General features: G+C 65.9%; 19 protein-coding genes. 5 read left to right on the top strand and 14 right to left on the bottom strand.

Annotation, left to right across the window (positions count from 1 at the left end):
- Nucleotides 1-197 precede the first annotated feature (197 nt).
- The gene (locus DU475_RS04415; RefSeq protein WP_080964225.1) at nt 198-1,265 is read left to right on the top strand and encodes a GGDEF domain-containing protein; all 1,068 of its coding nucleotides are present in this window, start codon (nt 198-200) and stop codon (nt 1,263-1,265) included.
- A gap of 4 nt (nt 1,266-1,269) precedes the next feature.
- Here the strand turns inward: DU475_RS04415 and DU475_RS04410 are convergent, their stop codons facing one another.
- The 12 genes from DU475_RS04410 to DU475_RS04355 all read right to left on the bottom strand — a co-directional run bounded on the left by DU475_RS04410 (nt 1,270) and on the right by DU475_RS04355 (nt 13,073).
- A complete protein-coding gene (locus DU475_RS04410) occupies nt 1,270-1,773 on the bottom strand; it encodes a TfoX/Sxy family protein (RefSeq protein ID WP_164630896.1) in 504 nt (167 codons plus the stop codon).
- 82 nt (nt 1,774-1,855) lie between these two features.
- Nucleotides 1,856-2,332: a RidA family protein gene (locus DU475_RS04405; RefSeq protein WP_047309451.1), complete on the bottom strand. Its 477-nt coding sequence runs from the start codon at nt 2,330-2,332 to the stop codon at nt 1,856-1,858.
- On the bottom strand, nt 2,329-3,432 hold the full coding sequence (locus tag DU475_RS04400; protein WP_013502738.1) for an NAD(P)/FAD-dependent oxidoreductase: 1,104 nt from the start codon (nt 3,430-3,432) through the stop codon (nt 2,329-2,331). Before DU475_RS04400 ends, DU475_RS04405 begins: the two co-directional genes overlap by 4 nt.
- 5 nt (nt 3,433-3,437) lie before the next feature.
- Nucleotides 3,438-5,402 (bottom strand): CTQ-dependent glycine oxidase GoxA, encoded by a 1,965-nt coding sequence (gene goxA, locus DU475_RS04395; RefSeq protein ID WP_164630894.1) that lies wholly within the window; start codon nt 5,400-5,402, stop codon nt 3,438-3,440.
- A 154-nt stretch (nt 5,403-5,556) separates the two neighbouring features.
- Entirely contained in the window at nt 5,557-5,928 is a 372-nt protein-coding gene (locus DU475_RS04390) for a HesB/IscA family protein (protein ID WP_164630892.1), read from the bottom strand.
- A 129-nt stretch (nt 5,929-6,057) separates the two neighbouring features.
- Nucleotides 6,058-6,474, bottom strand: coding sequence for a VOC family protein (locus DU475_RS04385; protein ID WP_142882611.1), 417 nt, complete (start codon nt 6,472-6,474; stop codon nt 6,058-6,060).
- 7 nt (nt 6,475-6,481) lie between these two features.
- Nucleotides 6,482-6,850 carry an SUF system Fe-S cluster assembly protein gene (locus DU475_RS04380; protein ID WP_013502742.1) on the bottom strand — a complete coding sequence of 123 codons (369 nt, stop codon included), beginning with the start codon at nt 6,848-6,850 and terminating at the stop codon, nt 6,482-6,484.
- Complete coding sequence (locus DU475_RS04375) at nt 6,847-8,094, bottom strand: cysteine desulfurase (RefSeq protein ID WP_164630890.1); 1,248 nt, start codon at nt 8,092-8,094, stop codon at nt 6,847-6,849. The genes DU475_RS04380 and DU475_RS04375 overlap by 4 nt, the downstream gene beginning before the upstream one ends.
- Nucleotides 8,091-9,404, bottom strand: coding sequence for a Fe-S cluster assembly protein SufD (gene sufD, locus DU475_RS04370; protein WP_164630888.1), 1,314 nt, complete (start codon nt 9,402-9,404; stop codon nt 8,091-8,093). Before sufD ends, DU475_RS04375 begins: the two co-directional genes overlap by 4 nt.
- 23 nt (nt 9,405-9,427) lie before the next feature.
- Nucleotides 9,428-10,186 carry a Fe-S cluster assembly ATPase SufC gene (gene sufC / locus DU475_RS04365; protein ID WP_164630887.1) on the bottom strand — a complete coding sequence of 253 codons (759 nt, stop codon included), beginning with the start codon at nt 10,184-10,186 and terminating at the stop codon, nt 9,428-9,430.
- Between the two features lie 134 nt (nt 10,187-10,320).
- Complete coding sequence (gene sufB / locus DU475_RS04360) at nt 10,321-11,817, bottom strand: Fe-S cluster assembly protein SufB (protein WP_164630885.1); 1,497 nt, start codon at nt 11,815-11,817, stop codon at nt 10,321-10,323.
- Nucleotides 11,818-11,900: 83 nt separating this feature from the next.
- The gene (locus tag DU475_RS04355; protein WP_142882607.1) at nt 11,901-13,073 is read right to left on the bottom strand and encodes a cysteine desulfurase family protein; all 1,173 of its coding nucleotides are present in this window, start codon (nt 13,071-13,073) and stop codon (nt 11,901-11,903) included.
- Nucleotides 13,074-13,309: 236 nt separating this feature from the next.
- Between DU475_RS04355 and DU475_RS04350 the strand changes: the two genes are divergently transcribed.
- Nucleotides 13,310-13,957, top strand: a complete 648-nt coding sequence (locus DU475_RS04350) for an alpha/beta hydrolase (protein WP_013502748.1) — start codon at nt 13,310-13,312, stop codon at nt 13,955-13,957.
- Between the two features lie 19 nt (nt 13,958-13,976).
- On the opposite strand, the gene DU475_RS04345 is transcribed toward DU475_RS04350, so the two are convergent.
- Entirely contained in the window at nt 13,977-15,080 is a 1,104-nt protein-coding gene (locus tag DU475_RS04345) for an anhydro-N-acetylmuramic acid kinase (RefSeq protein ID WP_164630883.1), read from the bottom strand.
- Nucleotides 15,081-15,237: 157 nt separating this feature from the next.
- Here DU475_RS04345 and tyrS point away from each other — a divergent pair, with 157 nt between their 5' ends.
- From tyrS to DU475_RS04330, 3 genes are all read left to right on the top strand, one after another.
- Nucleotides 15,238-16,494, top strand: coding sequence for a tyrosine--tRNA ligase (gene tyrS, locus DU475_RS04340; protein ID WP_164630881.1), 1,257 nt, complete (start codon nt 15,238-15,240; stop codon nt 16,492-16,494).
- Nucleotides 16,495-16,579: 85 nt separating this feature from the next.
- Nucleotides 16,580-17,797 (top strand): MFS transporter, encoded by a 1,218-nt coding sequence (locus DU475_RS04335; protein ID WP_047309442.1) that lies wholly within the window; start codon nt 16,580-16,582, stop codon nt 17,795-17,797.
- Nucleotides 17,798-18,020: 223 nt separating this feature from the next.
- Nucleotides 18,021-18,584, top strand: a complete 564-nt coding sequence (locus DU475_RS04330; RefSeq protein WP_047309465.1) for a cytochrome b — start codon at nt 18,021-18,023, stop codon at nt 18,582-18,584.
- A 37-nt stretch (nt 18,585-18,621) separates the two neighbouring features.
- On the opposite strand, the gene DU475_RS04325 is transcribed toward DU475_RS04330, so the two are convergent.
- Nucleotides 18,622-22,341, bottom strand: coding sequence for a YhdP family protein (locus tag DU475_RS04325; protein WP_164630879.1), 3,720 nt, complete (start codon nt 22,339-22,341; stop codon nt 18,622-18,624).
- Between the last annotated feature and the right edge of the window lie 71 nt (nt 22,342-22,412).

Below are 22,412 nucleotides of genomic sequence, written 5' to 3'. Positions count from 1 at the left end.
CCGCCCCGCCCGCCCGCGACACCTCCTCGGAGGCGGGAGACCACTCGCATTTGCCGGCGTTCCTGCTGCGCCCGGTGCGCGCGCGGGGCTGATGGGCGCTTGCGGCCGCGGAGTTTACCGAGCCTTCACCGCGCCAGCCATACTCTCTCGCCGTTTCACGAAGATGCGTTGAGAAACGCCGATCGGAGGGGTGGCTCGTGGCCGCGCTGCAGGACGACCATGATCGCACCATGGCCTATGCCGAGGTGGCTCTTTCCCAAATCAAGAACCTCCGCCACGGCGCCGGACCTCGCAACTACGAGATCTGGTACACCTATGCGACCGGCCACAACCAAGAGCTGAATCGCGCAATCAACGACACGCTGGCGCATCGCGGCAGCTTGAGCGAGGCGGACCTCGACCAGCTCCACGATACCTATCTGTCGCAAGGCCGCGCCACCGATCGGATCGACCGGATCGGCGCACGCGTCGCGGGAGAGATCGACGACATCATGGCGATGCTCGCCGAAACCCTCGGCAGCACCGCCAGCTTCGGTGACGATCTCCACGGCGAAAGCCAGAAACTGTCGCTGGCGACCGACCACGACCAGATCAAGGCGATCGTCGAGCGCCTCGTCGTCACCACGCGCGAGATGCAGCAGACCAACAGCGCGCTGGAACAGCGGCTGTCGGCATCGAAGCAGGAGATCGCCAACCTCCAGCTCAGCCTGGAAGCGATCCGCAACGAGAGCCTCACCGACCCTTTGACCGGGCTCGGCAATCGCAAACATTTCGATCGTACCGTCCACGACGCGCTGCGCAGCGCCGCTGCGAGCCATCAGCCGCTGTCGCTGCTGATGATGGACATCGACCACTTCAAATCATTCAACGACACTTACGGCCACCTCACCGGCGATCAGGTGCTGCGCCTGGTCGGGCTCACTTTGAAGCAGAGCATCAAGGGCCAGGACTTCACCGCTCGCTACGGCGGCGAGGAATTCGCCGTGGTGCTGCCGAACACGCCGCTGCGCCAGGCGATCATCGTCGCCGACAACATCCGCCGGCAGGTGATGTCCAAGGAGCTGAAGAAAAAATCGACCGGCGAAATCCTGGGCCGCGTGACGCTGTCCGCCGGGGTGTCGACGCTGAAGCCGAACGACGATGTCGAATCCCTGATCGGCCGCGCCGACGCCTGCCTGTACGCGGCCAAGCGCAACGGCCGCAATCGCGTCGTGTGCGAGACCGACCCGGAACATTCGAACGATACCCAGGCTGCGGTGGCCTGAACACTCAGCGGGGAAGCCGGCTGCGCTTCGGGGCGGCGGTCTTAGCCTTCTCCGTCTTGGCTGTCGCAGTCTTGGCTTTCGCCGTCGTCGCACCAGCCTTCTTCACCGCCTTCGCGGCGGACTTCGCCTCGCGTTTGGCCGATGTCCCCGTCTTGATCGCCGCCTTTCGCGGCTTGCGGGCCGCCTTGGCGAGCGCCGCACGCTCGGCCACGGCGAAAGCGATCCTCGCCCAGTCGGCGAACTCCTCGGGATCGTCGAGCAGCCGCTCCGGCAGCAGCCAGTACGACCCCACCGTCACGGTCTTGTCGCGCGTATCATAGCGAAACGGACGGCTGCGCTCGGCCTCGAACCGGGCCGCGCCGTCCGCGTCGGTGCGTAGATAGATCGCATCCCGGATCACCAGCGCGAAGGTCACGCCGTCGGCGGAGACACCGAAGCCGGAGAACATCCGCCGGATCGTCACAGGGCCGAACGGCGAGAACAGGTCGGCGAGGAATTCGCGGTCCATGGCGACTCGCAGCGCTGACGGATCGGGCGGTGCGACCATACGCACCGCCGCTCAGCATAGCGGCGAACGTGCCGGCTGAAGGCTATTTTTTCTCCGGCGCGTAGAACGTGCCGTCGATCTCGGCGATGTCACCCTGATCCAGCGCCGGCACCTGCAATACGGTGCGCGGCGGATACGGGCCGTCGCCCCAGATATCCTTCTGCACCTTGTTGACCACCGGCCGATACTTGGCGACGTCGGTGACGAACACCGTGAGCCGCACCGCATCCGATTTCGTCGCCCCGGCCGCTTCGGCCGCCGCCAGCATGTTGTCGAACATCCGCCGGATCCGGGCCTCGTCGCCGTCGACCATGTTGCCGGTGACGCGGTCGGTACCGCGCATGCCGCCGATGAAGACGAAGTCGCCGGCGCGCGCGCCGATGCTCCAGGTGCCACTCGGCGTGATGGTCTTGTCGGTCGGCGCAATGATCTTCACCGCGCTGGATTCGGCGGAAGCCAGGCCCGGCATCGCGACGGCAAGGGCAGCCGCCGCGAGCAGCGTGCGCAAAAAGTTGGTCATGGCAGTGTCTCCTCTTGAGGGTGGGACGATGCAGCGGGCCGGCGGCGTTGCCAGAACGGCGCATCGGCGAAGCGCGCTTCGGCGGCATACATCGCCTGCTGGGTGAAGAGATGCTGCGCAATCCCTTGCAAGTAATCGCGCTCATAGGCGTCGGCGCGCTCGCGCTCGCCGTCGGCGAGTGTCAATGCCGCCTCCGCGGCCGCCACCCCGCTCCACAGCGCGGTGGCGAGCCCGTTGGCACCAAGCGGATCGAGCGCCGCCGCAGCGTCGCCGGCGCGCAGGATGCGCCCTTCGATCAACCGGCTGGCCGTGACGGTGGCGGCGGGCGCGACCTGCGGCGGCTCGCACCCAGCGATCTCATCGAGACCAAGGCTGCGCAGCCGCGGTGCGATCGCGATCGTCGACGCAGCCAACTCGGTCCACCTGGCGCCATCTTGCGTCGCGCCGGGCGGTAACAGATCGGTGTCGGTGAACAGGCCGAGCATCATGCGGCGGCTAGGTAGCGGGGCCATGTACCACCAGCCGAGCGCAACTGCTTCGACCAGCGTCGCCGCAGCGGGCTCAGTCTCGTCCGGCAGGACCAGCACGCGCCACACCGCGACCAGCCGGTCGGTGCGGCGACGCCCCGCAGCGGTCCCCGACGACAACGCGGCGCGGCCGCTGCAATCGATCGCCGCGTCGGCGAACACGACGCGGCCATCTCCGAGTTCGATCACGACTCCGTCGCAGTGATGCGCCAGCATGGTCACGATGATCGCAGAACATTCGATCGCATCGCTCTGCAGCTTGCCGCGCATCCGCCGCTCGAATGCGGCGCGGTCGATGTGCCAGCCGGCCCCCTCGCCTGGCGCGGCACGGCGCAACTTCGCGTCGCCCCAGACCGAAAAACGGCCTTCGCTCATCACCGATGTTTCGTCGTCGAGCAGATCGGACCATTGCAGGTGATCCAGCAATCCCGCGGCCGCGGGTGACAACGTTTCGCCGCGGCTGATCACGTCACGATCGGGCGCGATCAGCAGCGGCCGTCGTCCGGCGAGCACCAGCGTGCGCGTGGCGGCCAGCGCCGCCACCCCTGCGCCGATTACGGCGATCCGGCCCATCAAGATCAGCGCGGTAGCGTTGGCGCCGCGATATCCATCGAACCGCGCTGCACCTCGACATAAAGCTGATCGGGCACACCGGGCAGCCCCTTCGGGCCGGGGCGGCGCACGACGACGCCCATCTGCGTCCAGAGCTCGATCATCCGGCGCAGGCCATCGGTGTAGCCGGCCTCGACGTGCAGCCCGATGCCGGCCGCGCCGCGCGCCCACGGCACCCGCGTGTGATAGAACCGCAGCCGTTCTTCTTCGGTCAGATCGGTGCGCATCATCTGCTGATAGAACGCCTCGGGCAGCACATCGACCGGCAGCAACGCCGGCCACCACACCGGTGTCGGAAAGCCGCTGGCGGTGAGCACCGCCTGGCAACTGAACGCATCGCCCTGCCACGGCACGCCCATCCAGCGCGTCAGATCGCCGGGCGCCTGCGGGCCGATCGGCCTGCCCTGATCCGGCTTGTCGGGATTGCCGGCAAACACGTTGACCGGGTTGAGCTGCAGCCCGACGTCCTGCGCCAGGCTCTTGCGGTTCGACAGCGCAATACGGAACGGCAGCCTGGTCTCGTTCGGGCCGCGATACAGCTCCTTGTGGCGGATCGGCCAGGTGATCTCGACGCCGGGATGGAACGCACCACCCGAACAGGCGTCGAGCGCGGCGCGTGTCATCGCCTCGGGGCGTAGTTCGATCGGCAGATCGTCGAGGAGGCGGACGGCGTCGGCGCTCTTGTCGGCGTAGTCGGCCTCGAACTTGCCGTCGGCCCACAATTCCAACACGCGGTATTGCGGCCGAGTCAGTGCCAGCCAGGAATGCGCACTGTCCTGATAATTGACGCCGTCGCCGAGCATGATCGGAATGGCGTGATTGCGCTGGTCGGTGCCGTCGGGCCTACGGAAGGCATCGAACACCTTCTTGCGCTCGGCCCTCGCCTCCGCGCCCGGCTTTGCCAACGTCTCGATCGTCGCCGGGTCCGACAGATCGCCGATGTCGTTCCACGCCGCGCCGAGGAACGAGGCTGCGGCAACCCACTGCATCGTGCCGGCACGGCGCAGGATCGGCAGCACGTCGCGGCGGAACGACACTTTGTCGGCCAGCGGCTTGATCTGACCGAGCGCGACCATCGCTTCGTGCGCGGCGTCGTACAGGGTCACGATAGGCTCGAGCTGCGGCGCAAATTTCGGCCCGCAGCACACCACCCAGGCTGGATCGCAATCGAGCTTTTGGCCGTCGACGGTGACGGTCGCCTTGACCCAGCCGTCGGCCCAATCGTCGTGCCAGCCGTCATTGTTGGTGAAGTCGCGCACCGGATTCTGCGGCAGGGCGGTGCGTGAAACGCCGTCGGCGGCGAACACCAACAGGCGCCCCTTGTCGTCGGTGCGCAGATGGCCGAGCGAGACGTCGAGCGTCTGCCAGAACCGGCCCTTCATCCGATACTTGTCGTCGCCGCCCTTGGAGTTCGTCGAGGCGCCGGCGATCTCCAGCTTGCCGGCGTCGATGCACAGCATCGCTTCGCGCTTGTCGGCGGCGATGAAGGCGTTGCGCTGCGCGCCGGGGACGCCAGGCGCGCTGTCGCCGCGATCCATCGCGTTGATGAAGCCGTACCAGGCCGCCTTGGTATTGGCGACGTGCACGCTCCAGGTCACGCCGTCGGCGGCATCGAGTTCGCGCACCACCCGGCCCTGGTCGTCGTAGCCGAACAGGCGGAAGCGCTGCACCTGTTTCTTGATCCGTCCCTGCTTGTCCTTGAAGCCGCCTTCGGGCTCGTCGAGCAGGCCCGGCACCTCCGGTGCCAGAAACCAGTCCTCGGCATTGCCGACGCGGGAGAAGCCGATCGCCGGAAAGATCGCGACCTTGGCGATCTTCGCCCCTTTCGGCGCCGCCGGTTGCGCGTGCAGGGAAGAGATTGCCGCCTTCGCCAGCAACGGCCCACCGAGGCCGACGGCTGCAGCTCCAAGCAGAAAATCGCGGCGCTTCATGGTGATCCTCCCCTGATCGTTCCGCCCTTGGAGAGGTATTCACTTGCCGCCCCTTAAAGCGCACTTAATTCTCACACGCAAATACCGCGCGGTAGCGTACCGCGCGCTCTGCACTTCTGACGGAATGTAAAGTTTGAATCAGATCCGATGGAGCTCAGCCGTCGACCGAAGCCGGCTTCAGCTCCACCGACTCGCCGCAGCCGCACGCTGAGATCTGGTTCGGGTTGTTGAACACGAACTGCGCCTGCATCCTGTCGGCCTTGTAGTCCATCTCGGTGCCGAGCAGGAACAGCACCGCCTTCGGATCGACCATGATCTTGACGCCCTTGTCTTCGATGACTTCGTCGTTCGGCTTGACATCGTGAGCGTACTCGACCGTGTAGGACTGCCCGGCGCAGCCGCCATTCTTGATCCCGACGCGCAGGCCGAGAATCTCGCTGTCGGCGCGGCCCATCAGTTCCTTGACGCGACCGGCCGCCGCGTCGGTGAGGCGCATCACTTGAGGCCGAGGACGTGCCGTAGCCATGGTGTTTCCCACTCCTGTTGCCGGGCCTGCCCGGAGACGTTCGCCGCTTCACCGGCGACCAGCCGGACCTTCAGATAGTTACGCAACCGCCACTTCGAAAGGTGCTACCACCTCGCGGTAGGATCGGGCCTAATGAATCGGCCAGACACCCGGCGTCACAAGTTCCAACAGATGGCGATCGGGATCACGGAAGTAGATACTCGACCCGCCGCGCGGCCACTCCGTGCGGCCTTCGATCTCCACGCCATGCTCCGTCAGGCGCGCTTCCCATTCGCCGAGCCGGTCGCGATCGACCGACAGTCCGATGTGGACAGGTCCGCTGCCATCATGCGGCGGGATCGTGCCACCCGGCAGATGGACCGTCTCCAGCGTGCTGCCCCGCTTGAACAGCAGCAGCACGTTGCGGCTGCCCACGTCGAAAGCACAAAACCGCTGATCGCTCGTCATCGGACTCAGCAGCAGGACGTCCTGGTAGAAGCTTCGGGCGCGATCGAGGTCGTCGACATACAGCGCCGTTTCGATCACTCCGTTCAGACGCAGACCCAATCCGTCCTCACCACATATTCAGCACGAGCCGGGCTTCGTCGCTCATCCGCTCCGGCGTCCACGGCGGCTCCCAGACAATGTTGACGTTGACCACGCCGACACCGGGCACGCTGGCGACCGCGTTCTCGACCATGGTCGGCAGCTCGGCCGCAGCCGGACAGTTCGGCGTCGTCAGCGTCATGTCGAGGTCGACGGTGCGGTCGTCCTTGATCTCGACTTTGTAGATTAGTCCGAGCTCGTAGATGTCGGCGGGGATTTCTGGGTCGAACACCGTCTTCAGCGCCGCCACGATCTCGGTGCCGAGCCGTTCGGTCTCCTCCGGCGGCAGCGCCGAAACGGTCTGCATGTTGGCTTTGGCTTCGATCGTATCGGTCATGCGAACAGATCCCGCGCCTTGATCAGCGCACTGACGAGTTGGTCCACTTCCTCACGGGTATTATACATGCCGAACGACGCACGGCACGTCGCAGTGACTTGGAACCGCTCCAGCAACGGCATCACGCAATGGGTGCCGGCCCGGACCGCGATGCCCTGCCGGTCGATCACCGTGGCGACGTCGTGCGGGTGCGCGCCCTTCATTTCGAAGGAAATCACCGGGCCTTTGCCCTTGGCGCTGCCGATGATCCGCAGTGCGTTGATCTCGCGGAGCCGATCCTCGGCATAGGTCAAAAGATCGTGTTCATGGGCGGCGATCCGCTCCTTGCCGATCGAATTGACGTAATCGATCGCCGCGCCGAGTCCGACCGCCTCGACGATCGCCGGCGTGCCGGCCTCGAATCGATGCGGCGGATCGCCGTAGGTCACCCAATCCTGCGCAACCTCGCGGATCATCTCGCCGCCGCCGTTGAAGGGCCGCATCTTGGCGAGCACATCGTACTTGCCATACAGCGCGCCGATCCCGGTCGGGCCGTAGATCTTGTGGCCGGTCATTACATAGAAATCGCAATCGATGTCCTGGACATCGATTGCGAGATGCACCGCCGCCTGGCTGCCGTCGACCAGCACCGGAATTCCGCGGGCATGGGCGATCCTAACGACGTCCTTGACCGGAACGACCGTGCCGAGCGCGTTCGACATCTGGGTGATCGCAACCAGCTTGGTCTTGGCGGTCAGCAGCTTCTCGAACTCGTCGAGCAGGAAGTTGCCTTCATCGTCGACCGGCGCCCACTTGATCACCGCGCCCTGGCGCTCGCGCAGGAAGTGCCACGGCACGATGTTGGAATGGTGCTCCATGATCGAGAGCACGATCTCGTCGCCCTCGCCGATGTTCGTCGCGCCCCACGACGACGCCACCAGGTTGATCGCCTCGGTGGCGTTGCGGGTGAAGATGATCTCTTCGGGACGCTTGGCGTTGAGCAGATGCTGCACGCGGGTGCGCCCGCCCTCATAGGCCTCGGTGGCGGCGTTCGCGAGATAGTGCAGGCCGCGATGCACGTTGGCGTATTCGCTCTCATACGCCTGCGTCATCCGCGTCAGCACTTGACGCGGCTTCTGCGCCGAGGCGGCGTTGTCGAGATACACCAGCTTCTTGCCGTAGACCTCCAGCGACAGCGCCGGAAAGTCCTCGCGGACGAGGTCGACGTCGTAGCTGCCGTTGCCGACCGCCGGATGCGTACTCATCGCCTCGCCTCCAGCCAGCGCACCGCAGCGGCGGTCACCAGCTCACGCAAATCGTCATCCGCGATCGCTTCGATCGCCTCGCCGACGAACGCCTGGATCAGCATCGCCTCGGCTTCCTTCTGCGGCAGGCCGCGGGCGCGCAGATAGAACAGCAAGGAATCGTCCAGCGCGCCCACCGCGGCGCCATGACCGCAGGTGACGTCGTCGGCGAAGATTTCGAGTTCCGGCTTGTTGTCGACCTCGGCCTCGTCGGACAGCAGCAGCGCCCGGGTCATCATCTTGGCATCAGTCTGCTGCGCCGGCTGCCGGACATTGATCCGCCCCTGGAACACCGAGTGACCGCGATCGTCGCACACCGCGCGAAAGCCCTCGCGGCTGACGCAGTCCGGGACGTCATGGTTCATCACCAGCGTGGTGTCGGCATGCTGCTTGCCGTTGAGCAGATTGACGCCGTTGGTCTCGACCTTGGAATGCGAGCCGGCGACCGTCACCACCGCCTGATAGCGGCTGACGAGACCGCCGGTAGTGATGCCGAACGCGTTGAAATGTGCGTGCGCGCCGACCGAAACCGTCGCCGAGGTGATGTTGAAAGCCTCGCGGGAGTCTTCGACGATCCGCACGTAGTCGAGACGGGCGTAGTCACCGACCGCAATCACAGCAGCATCGTGAACCTGATAGCTGCCGGCGCCCTCGCCCGCCACGTAGCTCTCGACCACCGTGGCCGCGGCGTCCTTGCCGAGCGCGATCCGCGACCGCGTGAACATCGCCACCGGCGCGCCACCGGAAGCGATGTGCAGGATGTGCAGCGGCCGGGCGAGCGTGGTGCCGTCCGCCACCTCGATGACGACTCCGTCGGTCATCAGCGCGGTGTTGAGCGCCGCCATCGGATCGGCAGTGTCGAGCGACAGCACGCAGTCGTCGCCGCTCTGCAGCGCCTCGCGCAGGCTGCGGATCGATAAGCCGGCTTCAAGGCCGGCAAGGTCCGACAGGCCGGGCGCCAGCGCGCCGTCGACCAACACCAGGCGGCGGACGCCGGCAATCGCGTGCAGGCCGGCGGCGGCCTCGGCGCGGACCAGCGCGGATGCATCGGGCGCAGGCGCAACAGGCAACACCTCGCGCATCGACGCCCGCAAGTCGGTGTACTTCCAATCCTCGATCCGCCGATGCGGCAGGCCGATACGCTGGAAAACGTCGAGCGCCTGGCGGCGCGTCTCGTCGAGCTTACCGGCGACAGGCAGGCGGGCGCCGGCAGCGGCGAAATTATCGCTCGCTGTGTCCGGCTTTTCGGCTTTCACCACTGCGATGTTCATGGCCGTGTCCCGATCGGCGGCCGTCAGGCCGCTGCTTCCTGATACTGTGCGTAGCCGTTGGCCTCGAGTTCGAGCGCCAGCTCCTTGCCGCCGCTCTTCACCACCTTGCCCTTCGACATCACGTGAACGCAGTCCGGCACGATGTAGTCGAGCAGCCGCTGATAATGAGTGATCACCACCATCGCCCGCTCCGGCGAGCGCAGCGCGTTGACGCCTTCGGAGGCGATGCGTAGCGCGTCGATGTCGAGGCCGGAGTCCATCTCGTCGAGGATGCACAGGCTGGGCTGGAACAGCGCCATCTGCAGCACCTCGTTGCGCTTCTTCTCGCCGCCCGAGAAGCCGACATTGACGCCACGCTTCAGCATCTCCTGCGGAATACCGAGCGAGCCGGAGACCTCACGCACCCGCTTGAGGAAATCCGGCGTCGACAATTCGTCCTCGCCGCGCGCCTTGCGCTGCGCATTCAGCGCGGTGCGCAGGAAGTTCATGGTGGCGACGCCGGGGATTTCGACCGGGTACTGAAACGCCAGAAACACGCCCTTGGCGGCGCGCTCGTTCGGCTCCATCTCGAGCAGGTTCTCGCCCTTGAACAGGATCTCGCCGCCGGTGACTTCATAGCCCGGCTTGCCAGCGATGACGTGGCTGAGCGTCGACTTGCCGGAGCCGTTCGGCCCCATGATGGCGTGGACTTCGCCTTGGTTCACGGTCAGCGTCAGCCCGTGCAAAATCTCGCGATCCGCGACGCTGACCTGGAGATTCTTCACTTCGAGCAATGCAGCCATAACGACCTTCCTGTTTGGCTCTCACCCTGAGGATCGGCGGCGGCGCGCGCCTCGAAGGATGAGTTGATATGAGTTTTTCGTTGCGGGTCCTGCGAGGCGGCCGCGGCGCGGCCACCTCGTGAATCTTGCCGGCCTTACCCGACCGAACCCTCGAGGCTGATCGAGATCAGCTTCTGGGCTTCGACCGCGAACTCCATCGGCAGTTGCTGCAGCACGTCCTTGACGAAGCCGTTGACGACGAGGCCGACCGCCTCTTCCTGGCTGAGGCCGCGCTGGATGCAATAGAACAGCACGTCCTCGGAGATCTTCGACGTGGTCGCTTCATGCTCGAACAGCGCTGAGGCGTTCTTGGCCTCGATGTAGGGCACGGTGTGCGCGCCACATTGGTCGCCGATCAACAGCGAGTCGCAGGCGGTGAAGTTGCGCGCGCCGGTCGCCTTGCGGTGGGCGGTGACGAGGCCGCGATAGGTGTTCTGCGACTTGCCGGCGGCGATGCCCTTGGAGATGATCCGGCTCGTGGTGTTGTTGCCGAGATGGATCATCTTGGTGCCGCTATCGACCTGCTGATAGCCGTTCGAGATCGCGATCGAATAGAACTCGCCACGCGAGTTGTCGCCGCGCAGGATGCAGCTCGGATATTTCCAGGTGATCGCCGAACCGGTCTCGACCTGGGTCCAGGAGATCTTGGAATTGGCGCCGCGGCAATCGCCACGCTTGGTGACGAAGTTGTAGATGCCGCCCTTGCCTTCCGAATTGCCCGGGTACCAGTTCTGCACCGTCGAATATTTGATCTCCGCATCGTCCAGCGCCACCAGTTCGACCACGGCGGCGTGGAGCTGGTTCTCGTCGCGCTGCGGCGCCGTGCAGCCTTCGAGATAGCTGACGTAAGAGCCCTTGTCGGCGATGATCAGCGTCCGCTCGAACTGGCCGGTGTTACGCTCGTTGATGCGGAAATAGGTCGACAGCTCCATCGGGCAGCGCACGCCCGGCGGCACGTAGACGAACGAGCCGTCGGAGAACACCGCCGAATTCAGCGTGGCGTAGAAATTGTCCGAGGTCGGCACCACCGTGCCGAGATATTTCTTCACCAGATCGGGATGCTCTTTGATCGCTTCCGAGATCGGCATGAAGATCACGCCGGCCTTCTTCAGCTCGGCCTGGAACGTGGTCGCTACCGACACCGAGTCGAACACCGCATCGACCGCGATCTTCCGGCTCGGCGTGTCCGGTCCGCCCGGCGCCGGCTCGACGCCCTCGAGCAGCGCCACTTCACGCAGCGGAATGCCGAGCTTCTCGTAGGTCTTCAGGATCTCGGGATCGATCTCGTCGAGCGAGCCGATGGTCTTCTTCGGCTTCGGCGCGGCGTAATAATACAGATCCTGGAAGTCGATCTTCGGATAGGACACCCGCGCCCAGGTCGGCTCGGTCATGGTCAGCCAGCGGCGGTAAGCCTCCAGCCGCCACTGCAGCATCCAGTCCGGCTCGTTCTTCTTGGCCGAAATGAAGCGGACGATGTCTTCCGAAAGCCCCTTCGGAGCCTTCTCGGATTCGATCAGGGTCTCGAATCCATAGCGATATTGATCGACGTCGATCTGGCGGACCCGATCGACGGTCTCTTGGACGGCAGCCATATAAACCTCCGCTCACGGTTTCAAGGACCGCGGTGGATCTGCGAAAGACATGCTTACACGATCCGTCACGGGATGAAACCCTCTTAGAACCGTTCAAGCACTGTTTCACGATCCCTTTTAGCTAGGTTGCCCGTGAGCTTTATCCAAGCCTCCAGACAACGATCGATGTCGGATTCGCTACTCCACCAGCCGAGACTGATCCGTATTGCCGATCGTGCAAGTTCCGGACCGAACCCCATCGCCTCCAGAACGTGTGACGGCTGCACCTTGCCGGAGGAGCAGGCCGAGCCGGACGATACCGCGATTCCGGCCAGATCGAAGCCGATCACCGCCGTTTCGGCCCGGAGTCCTAGAACCGCGAACAGCGTGGTGTTCGGCAGGCGCGGCACGCCGGCGCAAACAATCACCCCTTCACCCGCGGAGATGTGTCGCAAGCCCGCCTCGAGCCGTGTTCGCAAACCTTCGATCCGGGCCATGTCGTCCGCCATCGCCGGGAGAGCCGCGGCCGCCGCAGCGCCGAAGCCCGCGATCCCGACCAGATTCTCGGTACCGCCGCGTCGCCCGAGTTCCTGCCCGCCGCCGCGCAGAACCGGCTCCAGTCCGGCGAGCTTCGGGCTCAGCACCAACGCGCCGACGCCCTTGGGCCCCCCGATCTTGTGTGCAGACAGCGACACAAGATCGGCACCGAGCTGCTTGATTCCGAATTGAATTTTGCTGAGCGCCTGGATCGCGTCGACGTGCAGCACGCCGCCCGCTTGATGCACAATCTCAGCCACTTCACGAATCGGCTGAAGAGCGCCGGTCTCGTTGTTGGCAAGCATCACCGACACCAGCGCCGGTCCCCCGTCAGCCAGCAAGGCGCGCAGGTGATCGAGGTCGAGCACCCCGTCGGTCGTCACCCGGATCTGGCCGACGCGGTCGGGCGGGAACCGGCCGCCGCTCAGAACGGAGGCATGTTCGATGGATGAAAGCAGCAACCTTTCAACAGGTTCCGCGCTGGTCCGGAGTTCCGGCATGAGCGCCAGCATGTTGGCTTCGGTGCCGCCGGACGTGAACACCACGTCGCGCGGCGCAGCTCCGACCATGGCGGCAACGTCCGTCCGGGCCTGTTCGAGCAGCCCGCGCGCCGCACGGCCTTCGGCGTGGACCGACGAGGGATTGCCGACGACATCCAACGCCGCCGCCATCGCCGCCTTGGCTTCCGGCCGTAACGGCGTGGTCGCATTCCCGTCCAGATACACTCGATTGACCGTCAAAGCGCTTCATTCCTTGTTCCGGGCCGGACCGCCGCACGCGCGTGTGCATCGCCGCCGGCGGCCACCCTGCTCAATATGCTTGCATTCGGCCCCGCGCTCCATGCTAGAACGCAGCTCCCCGTTTCCGCCGGCCGCCTGCCCCTTCCGCTCTGCGGCAGCCGGCGGCCGTTGCAGGCAGAAACCGCGCGCGCCCGGCGCGCCAGGCCGAATCCCACGATGTCGCGCAAGGATCCCTGATGCCCGAAGTTATTTTCACCGGTCCGGCGGGCCGACTTGAAGGCCGCTACCACCCGGCGAAGCAGAAGAACGCGCCGATCGCGATGGTGCTGCACCCGCATCCGCAGTTCCGTGGCAACATGAACCATCCGATCGTCTATCAGGTGTACTACGCCTTCGTCGCCCGTGGCTTCTCCGTATTGCGGTTCAATTTTCGCGGCGTCGGCCGCAGCCAGGGTTCGTTCGACCACGGCACCGGCGAGCTTGCGGACGCGGCCTCGGCGCTCGACTGGGCGCAGACCATCAATCCGGAAGCGCGCGCCTGCTGGGTCGCCGGGTTCTCGTTCGGCGCCTGGATCGGCATGCAGCTTCTGATGCGCCGGCCGGAGGTCGAAGGCTTCATCTCGATCGCGCCGGAACCGAACCGCTACGATTTCTCGTTCCTGGCGCCGTGCCCGTCGTCCGGCCTGATCGTCCATGGCGAGAAGGACATCGTGGCTCCGGCCAAGGACGTCAACACCCTGGTCGAGAAGCTGAAGACCCAGAAGGGCATCGTCATCGACCAGCAGACCATTCCCGGCGCCAACCATTTCTTCGAGGACAAGATGGAGCCGCTGATGGAGACGATTACCTCTTATCTCGACATGCGGCTCGCCAACGTCCGCTGATCGGACGTACCGCCCGGCGCTAGCGCCGGGCGATCAGTCCGCCGGTCATCGGGAACGCGACGCCGGTCGTCGCCGGATAGGTCAGCGGCAGGCCCTTGAGCCCGCGCGCGGCAAGGAAGGCGAACGCCTGTGCCTCCATCGCGTCGGCCGACCAGCCCAGCGCATCCGCGGTCTCGACCCTCGCGGGTGCCAGCGCTTCGCGCAGCATCCGCATCATCGTCAGGTTACGCGCCCCGCCGCCGGTGACGATCCAACTCTGAGGCGGCTTCGGCAGCAGCGGCACCACCGCCGCGATGGCGCCGGCGGTGAACGCCGTCAGCGTCGCCGCGCCGTCGGCCGCCGGCCAGTCGCGCAGCGCCAGCCCGGCGAAGTCGTTGCGGTCAAGGGATTTCGGCGACGGCCTGGCGAAGAACGGATGCTGCAGAGCGTCGGTAAGCCACGCCTGGTCGATCGTCCCCTGCGCCGCCAGCCGGCCTTCGCAATCGAACGGCTTGCCGAGCGTGCGGAACATGAAGTCGTCCAGCAGCGCATTGCCGGGGCCGGTATCGCAGGCGATCAGCGCGTCGGTGCCATCGATATAGGTGACGTTGGACACGCCGCCGATGTTGACGACGCCGATCGGGCCGTCACGGCCGAGCGACTGCGCCAGCGCGCGGTGATACACCGGCACCAGCGGCGCGCCCTGCCCGCCGGCGGCGACGTCGGCGGCGCGGAAGTCGCACACCACCGGCATGCGGATCGCCTTGGCCAGCGCATCGGCGTCGCCGATCTGCACGGTGAGCTTCTCGGCCGGCCGGTGCAGCACAGTCTGGCCGTGGAAGCCGACGATGTCGATGCTCTCCGGCGACAGCCGGTTCTGCGCCACGAAGGCGGCGACCGCCTCGGCATGGGCGATCGTCACCGCACGTTCAGCCTCGGCGAGCACGCCTGGCCGGGCATCGCGCGCCGTCAGTTGCACCGCTTCCGCGAGCGCCTGGCGCAGCAGGCCGCGCTCGGTCTCGGTGTAGGGCCGGTAGCCCGACGGCCCCAGCGCAGCGACGCGCCGTCCGTCGGTCTTGATCAGAGCGACATCGACGCCGTCGAGCGACGTCCCGCTCATCAGTCCGATCGCCGTCATCATCATGGCACGCGCCTTCTCTGGCCGCTGCGGAATGTCCAACTTGTGTCAAACACCTAGTTCTTATAATGCCACAGGGTAACGCGCTCGAAAGACTTTCCTGGGCGTCGTCGTGCGCGATCTGCGCGATGCGTGAAATAACCGTGATCAGAGACCGATACAGATGACCGCTTTTAAGTCTGATTTTATGAATGTTCTCCAGAGCCGGGGATTCATTCATCAGATTTCCGACCCCGACTCGCTCGATGCGCTCGCGGCGAAGGGCGAAGTGGTCGCGTATGTCGGTTACGATTGCACCGCCGCGTCGCTGCACGTCGGCCACCTGCTCTCGATCATGATGCTGCATTGGCTGCAGGCGACCGGCAACAAGCCGATCGCGCTGATGGGCGGCGGCACCACGCGCGTCGGCGATCCGTCGGGCCGCGACGAGACCCGCAAGATCCTCACCTACGAGCAGATCGACGCCAACAAGGAGTCGATCAAGGGCACGTTCTCGAAGTTCATCAAGTTCGGCGACGGCCACAGCGACGCGGTGATGGCCGACAACGCCGAGTGGCTGACCAAGCTCAACTACATCGAGATGCTGCGCGACGTCGGCCGCCACTTCTCGATCAACCGCATGCTGACGATGGACTCGGTGAAGCTGCGGCTCGACCGCGAGCAGGAGCTGTCGTTCATCGAATTCAACTACATGATCCTGCAGTCCTACGACTTCGTCGAGCTGGCGCGCCGCTACAAATGCAATCTGCAGATGGGCGGCTCGGATCAGTGGGGCAACATCGTCAACGGCGTCGACCTCGGCCGCCGCATGGGCACGCATCAGCTTCACGCGCTGACCTGCCCGCTGCTGACCACCGCGTCGGGCGCCAAGATGGGCAAGACCGCCGCCGGCGCCGTCTGGCTCAACGGCGACATGCTGGCGCCGTACGATTACTGGCAGTACTGGCGCAACACCGAGGACGCCGATGTCGGCCGGTTCCTGAAGCTGTTCACCCTGCTGCCGATGGACGAGATCGAGCGGCTGTCGAAGCTGCAGGGCGCCGAGATCAACGACGCCAAGAAGATCCTGGCCACCGAGGCAACCGCGCTGATGCACGGCCGCGACGCCGCCGACAAGGCGGAAGCCACCGCGCGCACCACCTTCGAACAGGGCGGCACCGCGCAGGATCTGCCGAGCGTCGAGATCAGCCGCGGCGAGCTCGATGCGGGGATCGGCGTGCTGGTGGCGTTTGCCGAGAAGACCGGCCTGGTCGCCTCCAACGGGGAAGCCCGCCGCCAGATCAAGGCCGGCGGCCTCAAGGTCAACGACGCGTCGGTGACCGACGAGAAGATGACCCTGACAGCCACCGACCTGTCGTCGGACGGCGTGATCAAGCTGTCGATGGGCAAGAAGAAGCATGTGCTGCTGCGGCTTGCATAGCCCCATTCGCTAGCTGGCTCTGCTCCTTTCCGGCAAAACCGCGTTCGATACCAAAAAACGTGGTTTCGTTCGGGAAGGATCGCTCTTGGATCACCGTGCCTCGCGCACCGGCCTGTTCATTCTCGGCCTGTGCTTCGTGCTGTCGCTGCTCGGCCGCGGGCTCGGTGAGAGCTTCACCGTATTCCTGCTGCCAATCTCGGCCTCGTTCGGCTGGGACCGCGCCGAGGTGGTGTCGATCTATTCGCTGACGGCGCTGTGCACCGGGCTGGCTTCGCCGCTGGTCGGCCGGCTGTTCGATCGCTCCGGTCCGCGCGCGGTCTATACGCTCGGCATGGTGCTGCTCGGCGGCGCCTTCGTCGTCGCGGCCTACGCCGAGCGGCTGTGGCAATTGCAGATCACGGTCGGCCTGTGCGCCGGACTTGGTATCGCCCTCACCGGCAACGTGCCGAACTCGATCCTGCTCGGCCGCTGGTTCGGCGCAAAGCTGCCGACCGCGATGGCGGTGGTGTATTCGGCGATCGGCGCTGGCGTCTTGGTGATGCTGCCGATCGCGCAGGTGCTGATCGAACGGGTCGGCTGGCGCGAGGCCTATCTCATGCTGGGCGGCGCGATGCTGGTCCTGCTGCTGCCGCTGTCGTTGCTGCCGTGGCGGCGTTTCGCCGCCGGCGCGGACGCCCACGCGCAGCGCCCCCAACAGGATGCGGACGATGACGGCTGGACGCTGCGGAGCGCGATGCGCCACAACGCGTTCTGGGCGCTGTTCGCGACCTTCTTTTTCACCGCGATCGGGATGTATTCGATCGCAGCGCAGGTGGTGGCTTATCTGGTCGACGCCGGCTTCGCGCCGCTGCAGGCTGCGACCGCGTGGGGCTTTTCCGGCGTGGTGCTGGTGGCCGGCATGCTCGGGGTGAGTTGGCTCGACGGGGTGATCGGGCGGCGGCCGTCGATCCTGTTCTCCTATGCGGTCTCGATCACCGGCCTCGCGCTGCTCTGGCTGCTGCAATGGTATCCGAACCCGGTGCTGCTCGGCGGCTTCGTGATCTGCTTCGGCTCGATGATCGGCTCGCGCGGCCCGCTGATCACCGCTACTGCGATGAGTGTGTTCCGCGGCAAGCATGTCGGCACCATCTACGGCACGATCGCGATCGGCAGCGGCCTCGGCTCGGCGTTCGGCTCGTGGTGCGGCGGCCTGCTGCACGACCTGACCCAGAGCTACAACCCGGTGCTCGGCTTCGCACTGGTCAGCGTGGTGCTCGGCATGATTCCATTTCTGGTGGTGCCCGCCCTGCGGGAGCGACAATAAGCCGTTGTAATTGCAAGGCACTCGCAGCCTTCGGTCATGACTTCGCAATCCTCGCGTGGCATAGACCGGGCCATTGGCGGCCTCCCACGCCCGCGATCAGCAAAATGTGTTCGGCGGAATTGCGCTCGATCACATCGCTGCCGCCGCTCTGCCGGGCATCATCGTCCGGTGGGCAGCTCGCGCCGCGGGCTTCGACGTGCCGCGATTTTCCTTCGGAGATATCATGACGACTACAACCATCGCCTCCGCCGACAAACAACCCAGCGAATACGGGGCGCTCGCCGTCACCATTCACTGGGTGATCTTCTTCGCCGTGATCGCGCTCTTCGCCTCGATGAACTACGCGCAGGGGCTGGACAAAGCCGACCCGCTGCGCAGCACGATGTACAATTGGCACAAGGCGATCGGCACTGTGGTGCTGGGCCTCGCCGTGCTCCGGGTCCTGTGGATCCGGATCCACGGCGCTCCGGAGCTGGTGCCGTCGCCGCGCGTCACCGAAGTGATCGCCCGGATCAGCCACGGCCTGCTGTATCTGCTGCTGATCGCCCTGCCCGCCACCGGCGTCGGCATGACGCTGTTCTCCGGCCGCGGCATCGATCTGCTCGGCATTCCGCCGCTGTTTGAAGCCAACAAGGCAGTGGCCGGCGCGCTGCATGCGGCACACGGACCGTTGTTCCTGGCCACCGTGATCGTGGTGTTCATCCACGTCGTCGGCGCGCTGTGGCATCAATACGGCCGGCACGACGCCACCCTCGGCCGCATGGTGCCGTGGCTGCGCCAGCGCTGAGAAGCGCCCCGGCGTTCTACGCCAAAAGACGAGACGATCAGTTGGGCGGCGCCGGGAAATCGGCGCCGCTGTTTTGTCGGCCGGTGTTGAACTCGAAGATCTTGCGCAGCACGCCCGGCGCCATCGCCGAGATCGGATTGACTCGCAGCACCGGCTTGCCCGGGGTGCCCACCACTTCGTAGGTGACGCCGATCAGGCCCTCGTTGCTGCCGCCGCCGAGGAACAGGCCGACGATCGGGATCTGCCCGAACATGTTGTTCAGCCCGTACATCGGCACGAAGGTGCCGCTCATCCGCACCTGGTTGGCGGGGTAGTCGATCGAGCCCTCGATGGTGGCGCCGATCGTCGGGCCCTTCACCACGCCGTCGCGAATGGTGAGCGTGCCGTTCTGGCGGCTGAACTCGGCGCGCAGCCGCGAGAACGACAGTCCCTGCGGCGTGCCGCCCGGAGCGCCGGCCGCGACGCGATCGAGCGCCGCCTCGCCCTTGACGGTGAAGTCGCGGACATTGATCAGGCCTTCCTTCTCGCGCGGTTCGGCTGTCGGCGGCTCGACCGCCAGCGAGAGCTGGCCGCCGTACATCTTCGCGTAGCTGTCGGTGAAGCGGAAGAACGCGCCGGCGTCGTTGGTCTCGAGATAAATCACTTCGCGGCCCTGATTGCGGCCGCGCAGATCGGCGGTGATCGGGGTGTCGCGACCGAGTTTGCCGGTCATGTTGAAACTGCGGATCGCGCCGTTCCGCCGCGTCGTCTTGACCTCGAGGCTACGCACCGCCTCGCCGTAGAAGCCGGCGACCGCACCGAACTTGAGGTCGAGATCGAAATCGATGCTCTTCCCCTTTGAATCTGCGGAGCTGCCCGACAGCGCGGAGCGGATGAAGCCACGGCCGTCGAACACATCTCCGCGCATCACCGCCTTCAGCACGCCGTCGGTGCCGCGGTCCGCCTTCAGCATCGCCTTGTCGCCTTCGGACGGCGAATACACCGGGAAGTTGACGTTGATCAGGTCGCCGTCGGGATCGACTTCAAGAGAGCCCTTGATCAGGGTGCCGCCGCCCTCGACGGTGACGTCGTCGAGCCGGGTCGATTGCGGCTTGCGCACCACGTTGAAGGCGGCCTTGCCGGGCTTGCCCGGCTGCTTGCTCCACCCCGGCAGCAGATTGTCGATCTTCACCGGCGTGAGATCGGCTTCGATCGCGAACTTGGAATCCTGTTCGTTATCGCCGATCTTTCCGTTCAGCTTGACCCCGAGCGGACCCGAGAGACCGCTGCCGAGATCGGCTCCGAGCCGCGCGCGGCTGGCGTCGTCGAGTGTCGCCTGCAGCTTGACGTCGGCGTCGCCGTCGACCGGCTTGCGATAGTCCAGCGCCGCCGCCTGGCCGTTGATCTTGACGTCGCCCTTGACCTGATAGCCCTGGTTGTTGGCGATCACCTTCAGCGTATTGGCTTCGAGCTTCTGCCCCATCGCCACCTTGTCGGCAGAGAATCCGCTGAGGTCGGCGGTAATCGAATAGCTGGTGTCCTGCTTGGTCAGCTCGCGCTGGATCGGCATGCCGAGAGCGACCTGCGCCGAGACGTTGCCCTTGCTGGTGTTGGGATCGATCGGCAAGGCGGCCGCATCGCTGAGCCGGCCGGAGGCAAGCACTTCGGCGACCCCCGGAACCGGACCTTCGAGCTTGAACCTGATCCGCGACGGCGCCGGCTTCGGCGCCAGATCCGGGACCTCGAACAGAATGTCCGACAGCGCGATCTTGCGACCGCCGTCCGTGTCCGCATTGGCCTGATTGATCGCGACAGTCGCCGTGCGGCCGGTCACGCGCACCCGCATGTCGGCATCCTTCACGGTCGGCATGCCATCGACCGGATAGATCGTCGCGCCGCTGCCGAGGATGTTGACCAGCAGCCCCTCGTCCGGAATCGGCGGGCCGCGCCGCGACAGGTTTTTCATCGGCGAGTTAATGGCGATGTCGATGGTCTGGATCGAACCGGCGCGGATGCGGTCGTTCACCCATTCGCGCAGTTCCGGCACGATCAGCACAGGCCACATCCGTTTCAGCGCCGAGACCGACATCGGCGTGCCGGCAAGACCGAGCGTCAGTCGCGGCTCCCCGGAGTAATCGATGCTGCCCGATCCGGCGACGCCGATCTCGCCGTTGCTGACGTCGGCCTGGGTCAGCAGCACGCGGCGATTGGCGCCGTCGAACCGGACACGCACGGCGATCCGGTTGAAGATCAGCGGGCTCTCGTTCTGCGCGCCCGGAAGAACGATGGTGCCGCCGGACAGCCCCAGCCGCCAATCATTGACACTGCCGTTCGGAGGCTCCAGCGACGCCAGCAGCGTCACCCGGTTCGGGCCGGCCAGCACCTTGAACGGCGCGATCAGCACCCGGCGATTGGCATCCCATTCGAACGAGGTTTCGATCTGATCGATCGCCATCGGATAGTCCGGGGTGTCGAAATCGATCACGGTGCCAGCCCCGGCAGTCAGCTTGCCGCGGAAATAGGTCGGCACGCCGTCGCGGCCGACTTCGCCTTTGAAATCACCCGTGAGTGGAAAATCGGCGCTGTAGGTCAGGTTCTTCAGCCGCAGCGCCAGGAGAACGGTGCGGGTCGGCACTTGGTTGGCATGCAGTTCGACCGCGCGTACTCCGTCTTGGGCCGCCCCGACCTGGACTCGCAGCGACCAGGCTTTCGTGCCCTCTTCGCCGATACTCAGCGCCACGCCGCCATGGCTCGGCCGGCGCAGGCTGAGGGAGATGTTCTCGAACGTCCAGCGGTTGCCCCGCTGCTCGTCCTCGACCACGAGACTTCCGTTCTTGAGCCCGATCTCGTTCAGGTTCTGACCATCCAGCCCCGCCATGCTCAGGCCGTCGAGCCATGCCAGCGCGGCCAGCATGCCCTTCATCGGGTCCGAAGAGTTGTCGCTGCCTGGCGCCGGCGTGGCGGTCGCGGACGACGAGCCGTCGGGAGTCATCGGCGTGGCGGCCGGCGGCGTGGATTCGGTGGGCAGCTTGAATTCGGCCGGGCGGCCGGTTGGTGCGACCCCGGTGGCGAGCGGCCGCGCCGTGGCCCCGGTCGACACCGTCACCTGTCCTTCGGGATCAATCCTGATCGCCAGTTCGGCGCCGACCAGCCGCAAACTCTCGGCGCGGAGCCTGCCCATCAGCAACGCCGAGCCGGACAATCGCACCTCCGCCTTCGGCGCGGAGGCGATGACGACATTGTCGCGGTCCCGGACCACGATGTCTCGAATTCGCACCGCGACCCGAATCCGCCCCGCGCGCTCGATCTGGGTGCCGCCGATTTCCACCGTGTTGCCGTGACCGATGTTGTCTTCGATCGCGTCCGCCAGCCACGGCGTCACCATGTCGAGGTTGATCGGACCGGCGCCGAGCCGAAGCCACACCCCGGCGAATCCGGCCACCAGAACCATGCCGACGATCGCCAGGGTCAGCAGCGTCCGCTTCAGCCAAGGCGCCGCGGGCGTGCGGCGGCTCGACCAGTCGTCGATGGAATGCAGGCCGAGGTTGCGACGCTTGAGCAATTTGCGAGCGCGATACCGCGCGTCTTCGTCGTGCTCGTGATCCCACTGGCCGCCTTCGTGCCAGGTGGGGTCGTTGCGATCATGGCCGGCGTGCGGGTCGGACTGGTCCGGCGTCGGATGTTTGGCCATTGCCTCTCGTTGCACGCGCGCGTGGGGAGCCTGTTGGTCGCGGAAAGGATGTGCGCCGTCGCGCAGGATACGCTCCTGTGGCGGCATTGCTGCCTGTCCTCGCTTGAACCTCAACTCGCCGCCGGCCCAGCGGGCCCATTGAACAAACGGGGATGGTC

This window comes from Rhodopseudomonas sp. WA056 (assembly GCF_010906995.1).
Taxonomy (GTDB): domain Bacteria; phylum Pseudomonadota; class Alphaproteobacteria; order Rhizobiales; family Xanthobacteraceae; genus Rhodopseudomonas; species Rhodopseudomonas palustris_G.
This window is presented reverse-complemented; position numbering and strand designations above follow the sequence as displayed.